A 12,995-nucleotide genomic window follows, 5' to 3' on the forward strand; every position below is an offset into this window, starting at 1 on the left:
CAAAGTCGCAGGTTAAGCCCTTGATCGTTTGCTGCCAGCATGAAGGTCAAGTACAAGGAGACGGCGCGGGGCGGGCTCGCGGTCAACGTCATCGAGTGCTGATCAGGGCGTCTCTGGTCGCCCCGTCGCGGTCTCGGAGCGGAAGCCGTGCCCCAGCTCCGGGCCGAGGCCGTGGTAGTGGCGGAAGTTGAAGATCAGCGGGCTCCACAGGGCGGGGTCGATGTGCTGGGTGCCGGGGACGACGATCCGCGGGTCGGCGTGGACGCGGAGCACCTCCGTCTCGACGGCCCAGAAGACCCCGTCGGCACTGGGCGTGAGCTGCCGGACCCTGGCCTCCAACTGGAGCGGGCACTCCGCGACGCGCGGCGGACGGACGACCTCGGACTCCTGAGGGTGGAGTCCGGCGGCGCCGAACTTGTCCGGCTCGTGGCGGTAGACCGCCCGCTTGCCGGGCGGCACCGGGTTCGCGCCGGTCAGCGGCGCCAGGCGCTCCACGGCCTGCCACAGCTCCGGCGACGGCAGGCTGATCACCAGCTCCGGGCGGGCCGCCAGGTTGTGCGCCGTCCGGCTCTCCCTGCCTATGCCGAGCACAACGGCCTGCCCCAGGGCCCAGGCGGAGGAGACCGGGGCGAGGTTGGGCGTGCCGTCCGCGTTCTCGGTGCTGAGCAGGGCCACGGGCGTACCGAAGTACAGGATGCTCGGGGTGATGGTCAGATGCCGCCGGTCGGTGCCGCCCGGGGCCTGGGATGCGCTGTTCATGGGCAGCGACGGTAGGTGCCCGACGCTTCGGTGACGGTCGAAGCGTCCGCCCGCCACAATGGCCGCGTGTACAGCCTCCACGCCTACGAAGACGGCCCGGACCTCGCCGCGCTCGCCGCCCTGCTGGCCGACCGCACCCGCGCCGCGTTCTGTCTCGCGCTGCTGGACGGCCGGGCGTGGACGGCGACGGAGCTGGCCCGGCACGCGGGCGTCGCGCTGTCGACGGCGACCGGGCATCTCAACCGGCTGGTGGCCGGCGGGCTGCTGGCGGAGGAGCGGCGCGGCCGGCACCGCTACGTGCGGCTCGCGGGCGCCGACACGGCGGAGATGATCGAGAGCCTGGCGACGCACGCGCCCTACCGGCCGGCCCCGGTGCGCTCGCTGGCGGACGCCAACCGGCGCCGCGCGCTGGCCCGCGCCCGTACCTGCTACGACCACCTCGCGGGCACCCTGGGCGTGGCGGTGACCGACGCGATGACGGACCGGGGCTACCTCGGCTGGGACTACGGCCCCGCCCTGACGGAGGCGGGCCTGCGCTGGCTGCGGGAGACCGGTGTCGCGGACGACCGCCCGGTGGGCTCCCGCCGCCCCCATGTCCGCACCTGCCTGGACTGGACCGAGCGCCGTCCCCACCTGGCGGGAGCCCTGGGAGCCGCGCTGTTCCGGCACGCGACGGACGCGGGGTGGCTGGCGCCGCGGGGCACGTCAAGGGTCGTGCTGGTCACCGCGGCCGGGGCGGTGGCGCTGCGCGAGCGGCTCGGCCTCCCGGACGAGGTGCTGGCGCCCGCGCCGTAGCCGCGGGCGAGCCGACAGGCCGGGGTGCCGGCGGGCGGGCTAGCGGGGCACCTGCACCACGTGGGTGCGGCACATCCGGTCGTGCCACATCGCACCTCCGGCGTCAGGTCGGTTCCGCAGGATCCGCAGGATCCGCAGCATGCCGTACGTGCCGAGGATGTCGCGGACGGCCTGCCGTACGGCGCCGACCGGCTGCCCCGTGCGGCCGTCCAGCACGACGATGCCCGCGAGTTGGCGACCGAAGCTGGTCCGGCCCCAGGCGCGCCGCCCGGTGATCCGCATGGCCAGCAGGTCGTAGCCGATGAAGCCCATCCACAGCCCCGTCACCGTGCAGATCGTGTCCATCACCGCCGCGGTCGAGGTGGCCGCGCCGACCGCTCCCGCGGCGACTCCGCACAGCTGGCTGACCACCTTGCAGGCCACGTCCAGGAAGCGGGCCTTGGCCCGCTGCCCGGTGGTGGCGGTGGCGAATGTGCCCGTGGGCAGCCGTACAACCCCGTTCAATTCCCTGTCCTTTCCCCGTGCTTCGCGCTCACCGTAGGCGGGGAGGGTGTACCGCGACCGGCGGTGACCGGAAGTCGACCACGAATGACCCCGGGAACGGTCAGCCGGCGACCGGGAGGGATCGGTTGGACGCGCATGAGGGAACGGACTTGTCGCCGGAAGGGAGGAGGCTGAGGGTGCCGATCACCAACCGCGATCTCGCCACGCTGCTCCAGGAGTTGCAGCAGGCGGGCGCGAGCGGGCCGACGCATACGCAGGACATGGGGCGGTTCGTCCCGGTGATCTGCGAGCGGCTGGGCTGCGCGAACGCCCAGGAGGCGTTCGACAGGCTGTACGCGGGCTGGCGCGCCCTGCCGGACGGGACGGCCGATTCAGGCATGTTCGCGGGCAACATGCTGTATCTCATGCCGTATCTGCAACCCGGTGAGGCGCGGGCCACCGCCCGGCACCAGGAGGAGCTGCTGCTCGCGGCCCTGACCCACGGCCCCGCCGAACCGCAGTGGCAGGCCGGTGTCCTCACCTCCTGCGGCGCCTTCGCGGTGCGGGTCCTCGTCGACGCGGAGCCCGCCGTGCGGGAGTCGGCGCTCAGCAGGCTCGAAGAAGCCCGCGACATGCTGCCCGCGGACCACCCCATGCGGGATGTGATCGGCGTCTTCCACGCCCTGCTTCGCGCCCAGCTCTCCGCGATGGGCAGCGGCACGGACGACCTCGACTCCGCCATCGACGATCTGTCGCGGCTGTACGAGGAGTCCGCCGTACTCCCCGTTGAGGGCCGCTCAGGGCTGGCCCGGCAGATCGCCGTGCTCCGCGGCCAGCAGGCGTTCCGCCGCCGGGACGCGTCCGCGCTCCACGACGTGAGCCGCGAACTGGAGTCGATCCTGGCGGCGTTGCCGGACGACCACATGGACCGCCCCCTGCTCACGGCCTGCCTGGCCCAGACGGAGCAACTTCTCCAGGGCCTCGGGGCGCAACGGGCCGGAAGGCTCCCGTCCGCCCCCGGTACGGCGGCTGCCGAAGTCCCGGTGGACGAGGTGCGGCGGTGGGCCGCCGCGTACGCGGAGGACGACCGGGCGACCCACCTGGGGATCGCCGGCGGCACCCGGCTGACCCGGGCCCTCCTGGCCCGGGATCCGCAGGCGGCGGCCGACGGTCTCGGTCTCATGCAGGACGCGGTCGAACTGCTCGACGTCGACGACGAACGCTGGCTCCGCTTCGCGGCCGTCATCGGCGGCGCCCACCTGGCCCTGGCCCTGCTGCCCGGAATGCCCGCCGCCGACCGCCCGCGCCGGCTGGAGCAGGGAATCTCCTGGCTGTCGCACACCCACCGGCTGGCGGCGGGGCCGGAGCACCCGCTGTGGGGCGTCATGGGGGTGCGGCTGGCCTACGCGTACCGCATCCGGGGCGACCATCTGCGCGACGCCCGCGCGGCGCGCCGCAACCACCAGGAGGCGCGGCGGGTCGGGTTCGACGCGCTGTCCGGGATCACCTGGGGGGTGCTGCTCCAGTCCGGTACCCCGCACGCGGCGGACTCCGGGCGGGAGGCCGCGGAGTTCGCGCTCGAACTGGCCCGGTGGTCCGTGGCCGACGGGGTGTACGACGAGGCGGTACGGGCGCTGGACGCCGGGCGCGGGCTGCTGCTGCACGCGGCCACGGTGTCGGCGAGGGTCCCCGAGATGCTGGCCTCGCTCGGGCACCGGGAGCTGGCCGAGGAGTGGCGGTCGGCGGGACCGGTGGACCCCGATCCCGTCCAGGAGATGGTGGTGCCGGACGCGGCCGGGGCCCTGGGCCCGTCCAGTCGGCTGCGCCGCCGGGTGCTGGACGCGCTGAGCGCGTCCCCGCACCGGCCCTCCTCGCCCTCCCCCAGACCGTGTCCGGGGGGACCCCCAGGGCAGGAGGGGCCCCGGCTGCTGGAGCCGCCCACGACCGGCGAGATCGGCGCGGCGCTGCGCACCATGGGGGCCGCCGCCCTGGTGTATCTGGTGCCGGGCGGCCCGCTCACACACAGCGCGGCGAGGGCGCCGGGCAGCGCGCTCATCGTCTCCGCCGACGGGTCGGTGCGGAACCTCCCGCTGCCCGGACTCGCGGCGGACGCGGCCCCGTTGGCGGAGTACCGGGCGACCGGCGCCCCCGGCCGCGACATGGGCGGGCCGCCGGCCGGCCGGGCCCGGCCGCGGCTTGCGGGGCGGGCCGCGCTGGAGCGGCTGTGCGACTGGGCGGGGGAAGCGGTGATGGGCCCGCTGCTGGCGGCGCTGCCGCGCGCGTTCGGCCGCGCGCCCTCGGTCGTCCTGGTGCCGGTGGGTGCCTTGGGCATGGTGCCGTGGCACGCGGCCCGTACCGCCGGGCGGCGCGGGGTGCGCCACGCGTGCCAGGACGCGCAGATCTCGTACCTGCCCTCGGCCCGGCTGCTGTGCGAGCTGGCCGCCCGCCCGGCCCCGCCCGCGACGGCGACCGGGCGGCGGTCCCTCGTCGTGGGGGACCCCACGGGCAACCTGCGGCACGCCGCCGAGGAGGCCGCCGCGATCCGCGCCGCCTTCTGCCCGGAGGCCGAACTGCTGGACGACCGTACGGGGACGCCGGAGGCGGTATGGGACTGGCTGCGGCGGCAGCGCGGCGGGCTGCTCCACCTGGCCTGCCACGGCGTGGTGCGGCACGGGGAGCGGCACAGCTCCTATCTGGCCCTGGCCGGGGGCCGCCTGACGGCGGAGGAGCTGACCGAGGGCGCCGACCGCTACCCGGACCTCGGTCTGGTGGTGCTCGCCGCCTGCAGCACCAACGTGTCCGGGCGGGGGTACGACGAGGCGTACAGCCTCGCCACGGCGTTCCTCGTCGCCGGGGCCCGCTCGGTGCTGGGCTCGCTGTGGACCGTGCCGGACGAGGCCACGTCCCTTCTGATGTACATGGCGCACCATTTCATGCACCGTGCGGGGCTGGCGCCCGGCGCGGCGCTGCGCCGGGCGCAGTTGTGGATGCTGGACGGCGGCAGGGAGGTGCCCGCCGGGATGCCGAGGGAGCTCGCGGACCGGGTGCCGTTCATCGACGCGCGGGACCTGGCCGGGTGGGCCGGGTTCACCCACCTCGGCTGGTAAGCGCACCCGGTTCCGCGCGGCGTCAGGGAACCACCGTACGCAGGGCCGCGGTGGCCGTCCCCCAGCGGCCCGTCCCATGCGGCGCGCCGCCCATGTCGCGGCCGCCGGTGCCGGGGGTGCCGAAGCGCAGCACCGCGTCGGCCGGGCCGCTGCCGGCACGTCCCGGGAGGCCTTCCGGGGACCAGGCCGGGAGCCGGAACGGCGCGGTGTTCAGCTCGTTCTCGGTCACGATCAGCTTCAGCCAGTCCTGTACGGCCGCGCCCGGCAGGAGGGGGCGGGAGCCGGGCAGCGACAGCCACACCGGTTCGCCGCCCCTCGCCAGCCCCGCCCGGCCCGGGCCGATGAAGTCTCCCTCGTAAAGCGCCGTATGGGACGCGTAGCTGTCGGTCAGGTTCAGCAGCACGCACCACAGCTTCCGCCCGGAGTCGTTGTGGATCCGCACCCTGGTCAGCGGCGGACTGCCGTCGGGGCCGTACGCGTACAGGTGCTCACCGGCCGCCGAGATCCCGCCGCCGCCTCTGAGCGGCTCCAGCGAGACGCGGACGAGGGCCGACAGACCGGGGTCGGGATTGCCGAGATCTCGGAGGGCGCGCCAGCGGGCGATGTGCGTGAGGCAGGCGGCGATCCGTCCGGCGTCCCCGGGCGAGCGCAGCGGAAGGGACAGCCCGGCGTCCAGCCCGCGGTGCCGCAACCGGGCCTCCGCTCCGGTGATCTCGACGGTGACCTGGGCCCGGGGCGGCGTGCCGCGGTCCCCGTCCGAGGGGGCGGGGTTCAGCAGCGCCGCGTCCGCGATCGCTTCCCGTAGCGCCTGGGCCGCCTGACCGGTCGCCCCGGTGACCGCGACCGTGGTGGGCGGCAGCGCCAGCGCCGACGGCGTCACCGGATGGGCCGCCTCCCGGTCCGCCGTACCGGGCTGCCAGCCGACCGGTTCCACGCGCGCCGTCTCCGGCTCCACCGCGCGCACCACCACGCGCGCCCCGGCACGCCGCCCGCCGCCCGGCGACGCCAGCACGGTGAACTCCGCGCCGGGCGCCCGCAGCCCGTGCGCGGCACCGCAGTTGACCTGCCAGCCGCCGATGGTGTGGCGGAGCCGGAAGGGCGCGGCCGGCAGCGGGTCGCCGTGGAGGAACCGCCGGTCGCTCGCGCCGACCAGCTGCGGGTGCTGCCCGGAGGTCGTCCGGCGCACCCGGTCCGCGGCCTCGTCGTGCAGCTCCCCGTACGCGGCCAACGGGCCGGTCGTGCCCAGGGCGTGCAGCAGCGCGTGGCTGAACAGGCCGCGCGGAAGGCCGTCCAGCTTCCCCTCGCGGGCCTCCTCGTCCACCCGGCTCGCGGCCAGCAGGACATGCCGGGGGCGGTACGGCCCGGGCCCGGCCGCGCCGCGGCCGCCGGGCGTCCGCCACCACGGCTGCCACGCGGTGCCGCGCGGGACCAGGCCGTCGTCGTCGCCGCGCGTCGCGCCGCCGGAATAGCAGCAGTCCAGTACGGCGACGACATGGGCGCCCCGGTCGGCGATGCCGTCCAGCAGGCCGCCGAGTTCGGTGTCGGCCAGGAGGGGCTGCCCGCCGGGGGTGAGGCTGTCGTGGCACACCAGCGCCTGGGACATGCCGGTCGCCTCGCGCGGGTCGTCGGTCGGGGCCTGCGCGCCGTGGCCGCTGAACCACAGCAGGGCCGTATCCCCGGGTCCGCTGAGCGCGAGGTGGTCCGTGATGCCCCGCAGGACCGCTGTCCGGGTCGCCTCGCGGTTGTGCAGCGGGCGCACGCGGGCGTCCAGATCGGGCCGGCCGCGGAGCCATCGCGCCGCGGCCCTCACATCGTTGACGCAGCCGCCCAGGGGCTGCTTCGGATAGTCGTCGATCCCCACCAGCAAGGCGTATACGGTGCGCATTCGGTGAGCATGGCAGGGTGCGGAGGGCGGCTGGCGGGTGTTCGCCGGTCGATTTCCGGATGGTCCGCTCCGGCCACCGCCGCCCGCGCGCGGGCGGCCAGCGCGCGGCGGTCGTCGCCGGGGGCGGGCATCAGGGGCGGGTGGACCGTCACCCGGACGGTGAGGCCTCCGGCGCGGTTCACCCGGCGCAGCGAGCTGGCGAAGTCGTCGTCGCCGACGAACGCGGCCACCGTGGTCGGGGTGCGGTGCTGGAGGTAGTCGAGGGTGACCGGCCGTATGGGGGCGGCCGCGTCCAGGGCCGCCTGGAAGGTCGCCCGGCGGAAGGGGCCGCGCGTACCGGCGCACCAGGTGACTCCCTGCGGGAAGACCATCACCGAGCGGCCGTCGCGCAGCAGCCCGGACAACCGGTCGACCGTGCCGGGCAGCCCGCGCAGACTGTCGCGGTCGATGAACAGGGTCCCGGCCCGCCGTGCCAGCGGGCCGACCGCCGGCCAGTCGGCCACCTGTCGCTTGGCCAGCATGGTGACCGGTTCGACGGCGAGCAGCGCGATGACGTCCAGCCACGAGATGTGGTTGGCGACGACTAGGGTGCCGCTGCGGCCCGGCACGGTCAGCGGACCGGCCCCGCCCAGCACGGCTGCCGCCGGTCCGCCTTCCGGGCGTACATCCAGCCGTATGTCCAGCGCGTCCAGCACCGCCTGCGCGCGGGAGCGCAGCACGCGGGGTTCGGCGAGACGCGCGCCGCGCAGCAGGGCGCCGGCCACCGTGCGCGCCACGGCCCCGGTGCGCCGCCAGGCGACGGCGGCCGGCACCCGGGGCGCGGCGGGCGCGGCGCAGCCGGGAGTGCACGGGGACCACGGGCCCCAGGTGTTCACCGGGTTTCGCCCAGGAAGTAGCGGCGGTACCGGTCGTTGATCCGCTCGGTGTCGAGCAGGACGAAGAAGTCGGCGTCCCCGAAGTCCCGTTCGTGGTGCGGCGCCCCGCACATCCAGGCGCCGATCCGCAGATAGCCGCGCAGCAGCGGCGGCAGGTCGGCGTAGCCGGGCTCGGGGGTCAGGGTGCGGGTGGGCATCCAGGGGTCGAGGGGCTGGACCCGCAGCTCCGGCGGGGCGGCGTGCTTGGTGGTGCCCAGCAGCCAGGCGTTGGCGGCCGCCTGTCCGCCGTCGGCCAGCGGGACCGAGGCGCAGCCCGCGAGGTAGCGGTAGCCCGACAGCAGGACGTAGCGGGCGAGTCCGGCCCACATCAGATTGATCACGGCGCCGGAGCGGTGGTCGGCGTGGACGCAGGCGCGCCCCGCCTCGACCAGCGTGGAGCGGACGGTCCCGGGGAGGCCGCGCAGGTCGAACTCTGTGTCGGAGAAGAGCCGCTCGGAGCGCCCCGGCGGCAGCAGGCGGTAGGTGCCGACCACCTCGCCGGTGGTGGTCTCGGTGACGATCAGGTGGTCCATAAGGTCGTCGAACGCGTCGACGTCGCGGCCGTCGTCGGTCACCTCGAGCCGGGCGCCCTTCTCCTGGCCGAAGACCTGGTAGCGCAGCCGCTGCGCGGCGTGGATCTGTTCCTTGGTGTCCGCTATGGAGGTGACGTACGAGCGGGTGGCGGGTGGCGGGGCGGCGGAGGTCGAGAGCAGGGGCATGCCTGGGCTCCGTTCGAGGGAACTGCCGTGCCTATGACACGACCACCATCGCGGCGGTGCCGAACGCCACGGTGTCCTGGCGGTGTTTCCCTCGCAGCGGGACGGTGACGAAGTCAGGACGGGGCCGGGCCCGCCGCCGGGCCCTCGGTCCACGGCGTGATCCCCGCCTGCTCGGGATGGACGGGGCTGAATCGCACCGGAAGCTGCGCCAGCGCCGTGTGGAAGGGCCCGGGGCGCCAGGGAAGCCGGGACCGGGGCACGGTGGGTTCCAGGTCGCACAGGTGGCTGGTGATCTGCTCGATGGCCGTCGTCGCGACGAGCAGGGCGTGGCCGCGTACGGGGCAGGCGTGCGGGCCCGCGGACCAGGCGAGGTGGGCGCCGCCGTCGGTCCGGGGGCCGGGCGGGAGTCCGTCGGGCGTGGTGTTCGCGGCGGCGTAGGAGACGAGGACCAGCTGCCCGGCCTGGATGCGTACGCCGTGGAAGTCGACGGCCGTCCGGGGGAAGTGGGCCCCGTAGTTGGCAAGCGGCGGCTCGTTGCGCAGGACGTCGTGGACCGCGTCCCGGGCGGTGAGGGCGCCCCCGGCCAGCGAGCTGAAGTAGCGGTCGTCGCTGAGCATGCGGGACAGCGCGTTGGAGATGAGGTTGGCGGTGGGCTCGTTTCCGGCCGCGAGCGTCAGGACGACGTGGTGGACGACCTCCTCGGCGCTCAGGCCCGCCGGGTGGTCGAGGTAGCGGGAGATCAGGTCCGGGCCGCGCCGCCGCTGCTTGACGGCGACGAGTTCGGCGACGTACTCCTCGAACTCGGCCCCGGCGCGGGTGGCCTCCTCGGGGTTCTGCGCCTCCAGCATCCCGGCCATCGGGGCCAGCAGCCGGTCGTGGTCCTCGTACGGCACACCGAAGAGCTGGTTGAACAGGACCAGCGGCAGCGGGCGGGCGTAGCCGGCGACCAGGTCGGCGGTGCCGGCGGCGGCGAAGCGGCGGATCAGCGAATCGGCGGCACGGGCGGTCTCCGCTCGCAGCGTGTGCGGTTCGATCATTGCGAAGGCGTCGGTGATGACGCGCCGGTAGCGAGCGTGCGTCTCGCCGTCGCTGGTCAGCGGGTTGGGCCGCCAGCCCAGCATCGGCAGGACCGGGCAGTCCGGCGGCACGGTGGCCTGCCAGGCGCGCGGGTCCTTGCTCCAGGTCGCGGTGTCGTGCAGCAGGTCGAGGGCGGCGCGGTAGCCGACGACCAGGTACGCGCCGACGCCGGGAGCGATGTCGACCGGGGCGACCTGCCCGTACTCGCGCAGCCGCGCGTACACCGCCTGCGGGTGTGCGGCGAAGTCCGGCCCGTACAGCGGGATCGCGGGCATATGGTTCACATGCGCGTGCGAGGTCATGGGGCGGCGTCCAGGGTGGTGTGGGCGATCAGATACGAGACCAGCGCGATGAGCGCGTCGACGGCGGAGTCGGCGTCGCGGGCGTCGCAGCTGATCAGCGGGGTGTGCGGGGCGAGGTCGAGGTGGTCGCGGATGACGTCCAGGCTGTGGCCGGGCGAGTCGGGGAAGGTGTTCACGGCGACGGCGTAGGGCGTCCCGGCCTCCTCGATCAGGTCGAGGACCTCGAAGGACGCGTCCAGCCGCCGGGTGTCGACCAGCACCAGGACGCCCAACGCGCCGTGGGCGATCTCCTGCCACAGGCGCAGGAAGCGGCGCTGGCCGGGGGCGCCGAACAGATAGAGCACCAGGTCGCCGGGGAGGGTGCGGCGGCCGAAGTCGAGGGCGACGGTGGTGCCGGTCTTGTCGCGGATGCCGTGCAGGTCGTCGACGAGTTCCCCGGCCCGCGTCATCACCTCCTCGGTGTGCAGCGGGCGGGTCTCGGAGACCGTCTGGACCACGGTGGTCTTGCCGACGCCGAACGCCCCGGCGATGACGATCTTCACCAGGGTCTGCCGGGTGTCCGTCAGATATCCGGGGAATCCCGGACGCGCGCCGCCCGGCGCGGCCGGGGGCGGCGCGGAGGCCGCGGGGATCGCCGGTGTGCTGTCATTCGCCTCGTATGGCACGGAGCCCACTGAGCACCCTCTCCAGTAACTGCGTGTCCTGCTGGTCCGCCTGGGGAACGGGGGCGCGGGCCCGGAGATGGCCCTGGTCGACGAGTTCGGCCACCAGCACCTTCGCGACGCCGACGGGCAGCCGGGCGTAGGCGGCGACCTCCGCGAGCGACAGCGGCCCGCCGCTGAGGAGTTCCGCGATGCGGTACCGGGGCGGGTCGAGTCCGGGCGGCACCTGGTCGGTGGCCGCGCTGAGCAGCGAGAGCGCGTCCAGCGTGTTGCGGCTGGGCTCGGCGCGGTCGCCGAGCGCCATGAAGGAAGGTACGAACGGTCTGCTCTGCCGTCCGCCCGTCATGAGGCCGTCGCGCCGCTGTCGCGGGCCTCGGCTGTCATGACCTTCTCGCCCAGCGTCGTGACCTGGATCTGTACGTGGTGGGACAGGATCTCCATGTCGCACGTGCGGTCGGCGAACACCGCCAGGAAGGTGTTCTCCCCCGCCGGGACGGCGAAGACGAAGCCGTTGTCCGTGGCGACGACCACCTGTTCCACGGCGGTGCGCGGGTCGCCGGACAGCTCCCTGGCCAGGGTGCGGGCGGCGCCCTGGAGCGCGGACATCATCGCGGCCGCCCCCTCGCCGGCCTCCCGGGTCAGCCGGGGCGAGGCACCGGTCACCATGCCGTCGGAGGACAGCACGACCCCGTGCCGTACGCCCTTGAGGACCAGCAGGGGGTCCAGGACCCAGGACATGTCGGGGCGGACGGTGCGCTTGGGGGCGGTCATGAGGAGGGGTTCCCTTCCTGGCGGTCCTGGGCGTTCTGCGGGTCCAGGGGGTGCGGGGGGTGCGGGGTGTCCTGGGGGCCGGACCGGCGCGCCCCCGCCGCCCGGCCGGAGGCGGTGCCGCGCTGGAAGGAGCCCCAGACGGCGCCGGTCTGCTCGGGGCTGCGGGGGGCGGGCGTACGGGGGGCGGGCGGCGGCGGGGCGGCCTCCGCGGTCTCCCGCGCGGAGCCCCCCGGGCTCTCCGGCGGCTGCGGCGCGCGGCGACGGCGGCGCGGCAGCCCGGTGTCGGCGTCCCGCTGGGCGTGTGCCGGGTCGGCGGGCCGCGCGGCGGCGCGCGGCGGCAGCGGGGCCACCACCGACATGGGGGTGGTGGTCTCGTCGAGGATGGTCAGCAGCCGGCCGGGGATGTGCACGATGGCGCGGACCCCGCCGTACGGAGCGGGCTTGTCGACCGAGACGCCGAACCCGAACTGCCGCACCAGGCGGCCGATGGCGGCGAACCCCGCGCGCGGCGGGTCGCCCAGCTCGGTCAGCAGCACCGGGTGCTGCCCGGACATCATGCGCGTCGCGTAGTCGATCTCCTCCTGGTGCATGCCGACGCCCGCGTCGTCGATGACGATCACGGCGCCGCTGTCGCTCTGGTGGAGGCTGACGTCCACCTCCAGGGTGCCGTGCGAGTGGTGTACGGCGTTGGCGAGCAGTTCGGCGACGGCGATGGCGACCGGCTCGGCGGCGCGGGCGACCACCCCGATCGGGTCGGTCAGCCGGCTGGTGACCCGGACCCGCTCGGGTCCGACGATGCGGGACTGCGCGCCGACGACGATGTCCCCCAGATGGGAGTCGGCGCGGGTCAGGCCCGCGGTGGCGCCGCAGACCACGCCGGTGGCCTGGATCCGCCGCAGGATCTGCTCGTTGAGGCGGCTGAGCGCGACGGTGTCGGCGATGATGCGCGGGTCGTCGTAGCGGTGCTGCATCGCGTTGATGAGGTCCTGGAGCTGGTAGCTCTTGGCCTGCATGACGGTGGTGGTGCCGCGGACGGTCGCCTGCGCGGCCTCGTCCACCCGGTGCCGCTCGGCGAGCACGGCGCGCGAGACCAGGTCCAGCACCGCGCGGTGGTCGCGGTCGGTCTCGCTGCCGAGGAGGGCGGGGTCGGCGAGGCCGGGGACGGGCACGTGGCTGTGCCGCAGATGGCTGGTGAGGGCGGGTAGCCGGCCGGCGACCAGATGCCGGGTCTCCTCCGTCAGGGCCGTGACCCGGGCGGTGAGCCGGGTGATCTCCTCGGCGGCGGCGTCGCGTTCGGACCGCGCCCGGGCCGCGTGGCGACGGGCCCGCACCAGGAGCGGCACCAGGACCGCGGCGACGAGGGAGCTCAAGCCCAGGCTCGCGGTCAGCGCCACGGTCAAGTCGGTCATCGCGGTCCTCGGTCGGTGCGGGCGGGTGGCCGGAACCGTCCCGCTGCGGGCGGCAGTCGCGACCCGCGACGATCCGGCGGCCGGTGGCCCGACGGCCGTGGAACCGCTGACA

At 75.2% G+C, this 12,995-nt stretch carries 12 protein-coding genes; 2 read left to right on the plus strand and 10 right to left on the minus strand.

Annotated features, from left to right (window positions below):
* Positions 1-102 precede the first annotated feature (102 nt).
* Positions 103-759: a flavin reductase family protein gene (locus ACQUSR_RS09125; RefSeq protein ID WP_431042052.1), complete on the minus strand. Its 657-nt coding sequence runs from the start codon at positions 757-759 to the stop codon at positions 103-105.
* Positions 760-825: 66 nt separating this feature from the next.
* Here ACQUSR_RS09125 and ACQUSR_RS09130 point away from each other — a divergent pair, with 66 nt between their 5' ends.
* Positions 826-1,554 (plus strand): ArsR/SmtB family transcription factor, encoded by a 729-nt coding sequence (locus ACQUSR_RS09130; RefSeq protein ID WP_431042053.1) that lies wholly within the window; start codon positions 826-828, stop codon positions 1,552-1,554.
* 39 nt (positions 1,555-1,593) lie between these two features.
* Here ACQUSR_RS09130 and ACQUSR_RS09135 read toward each other — a convergent pair whose 3' ends face one another.
* The gene (locus tag ACQUSR_RS09135; RefSeq protein WP_431042054.1) at positions 1,594-2,058 is read right to left on the minus strand and encodes a hypothetical protein; all 465 of its coding nucleotides are present in this window, start codon (positions 2,056-2,058) and stop codon (positions 1,594-1,596) included.
* Between the two features lie 176 nt (positions 2,059-2,234).
* On the opposite strand from ACQUSR_RS09135, the gene ACQUSR_RS09140 reads away from it, so the two are divergent.
* Positions 2,235-5,144, plus strand: coding sequence for a CHAT domain-containing protein (locus ACQUSR_RS09140; protein ID WP_431042055.1), 2,910 nt, complete (start codon positions 2,235-2,237; stop codon positions 5,142-5,144).
* 22 nt (positions 5,145-5,166) lie between these two features.
* Here ACQUSR_RS09140 and ACQUSR_RS09145 read toward each other — a convergent pair whose 3' ends face one another.
* The 8 genes from ACQUSR_RS09145 to ACQUSR_RS09180 all read right to left on the minus strand — a co-directional run bounded on the left by ACQUSR_RS09145 (position 5,167) and on the right by ACQUSR_RS09180 (position 12,883).
* Positions 5,167-7,029 carry a caspase family protein gene (locus tag ACQUSR_RS09145; protein ID WP_431042056.1) on the minus strand — a complete coding sequence of 621 codons (1,863 nt, stop codon included), beginning with the start codon at positions 7,027-7,029 and terminating at the stop codon, positions 5,167-5,169.
* Positions 6,951-7,904, minus strand: a complete 954-nt coding sequence (locus tag ACQUSR_RS09150) for a lysophospholipid acyltransferase family protein (RefSeq protein WP_431042057.1) — start codon at positions 7,902-7,904, stop codon at positions 6,951-6,953. The genes ACQUSR_RS09145 and ACQUSR_RS09150 overlap by 79 nt, the downstream gene beginning before the upstream one ends.
* A complete protein-coding gene (locus ACQUSR_RS09155; RefSeq protein WP_431042058.1) occupies positions 7,901-8,662 on the minus strand; it encodes a GNAT family N-acetyltransferase in 762 nt (253 codons plus the stop codon). The genes ACQUSR_RS09150 and ACQUSR_RS09155 overlap by 4 nt, the downstream gene beginning before the upstream one ends.
* A 113-nt stretch (positions 8,663-8,775) precedes the next feature.
* Entirely contained in the window at positions 8,776-10,041 is a 1,266-nt protein-coding gene (locus tag ACQUSR_RS09160; protein ID WP_431042059.1) for a cytochrome P450, read from the minus strand.
* The gene (locus ACQUSR_RS09165; protein ID WP_431047461.1) at positions 10,038-10,607 is read right to left on the minus strand and encodes a GTP-binding protein; all 570 of its coding nucleotides are present in this window, start codon (positions 10,605-10,607) and stop codon (positions 10,038-10,040) included. The genes ACQUSR_RS09160 and ACQUSR_RS09165 overlap by 4 nt, the downstream gene beginning before the upstream one ends.
* 79 nt (positions 10,608-10,686) lie before the next feature.
* Positions 10,687-11,007 (minus strand): DUF742 domain-containing protein, encoded by a 321-nt coding sequence (locus tag ACQUSR_RS09170; RefSeq protein WP_431042060.1) that lies wholly within the window; start codon positions 11,005-11,007, stop codon positions 10,687-10,689.
* A gap of 38 nt (positions 11,008-11,045) precedes the next feature.
* Entirely contained in the window at positions 11,046-11,474 is a 429-nt protein-coding gene (locus ACQUSR_RS09175) for a roadblock/LC7 domain-containing protein (RefSeq protein WP_431042061.1), read from the minus strand.
* Positions 11,471-12,883 (minus strand): ATP-binding protein, encoded by a 1,413-nt coding sequence (locus ACQUSR_RS09180; protein WP_431042062.1) that lies wholly within the window; start codon positions 12,881-12,883, stop codon positions 11,471-11,473. The genes ACQUSR_RS09175 and ACQUSR_RS09180 overlap by 4 nt, the downstream gene beginning before the upstream one ends.
* Between the last annotated feature and the right edge of the window lie 112 nt (positions 12,884-12,995).

It is taken from the genome of Streptomyces sp. P1-3 (genome assembly GCF_050613155.1).
In the GTDB taxonomy this organism is placed as follows: Bacteria; Actinomycetota; Actinomycetes; order Streptomycetales; family Streptomycetaceae; genus Streptomyces.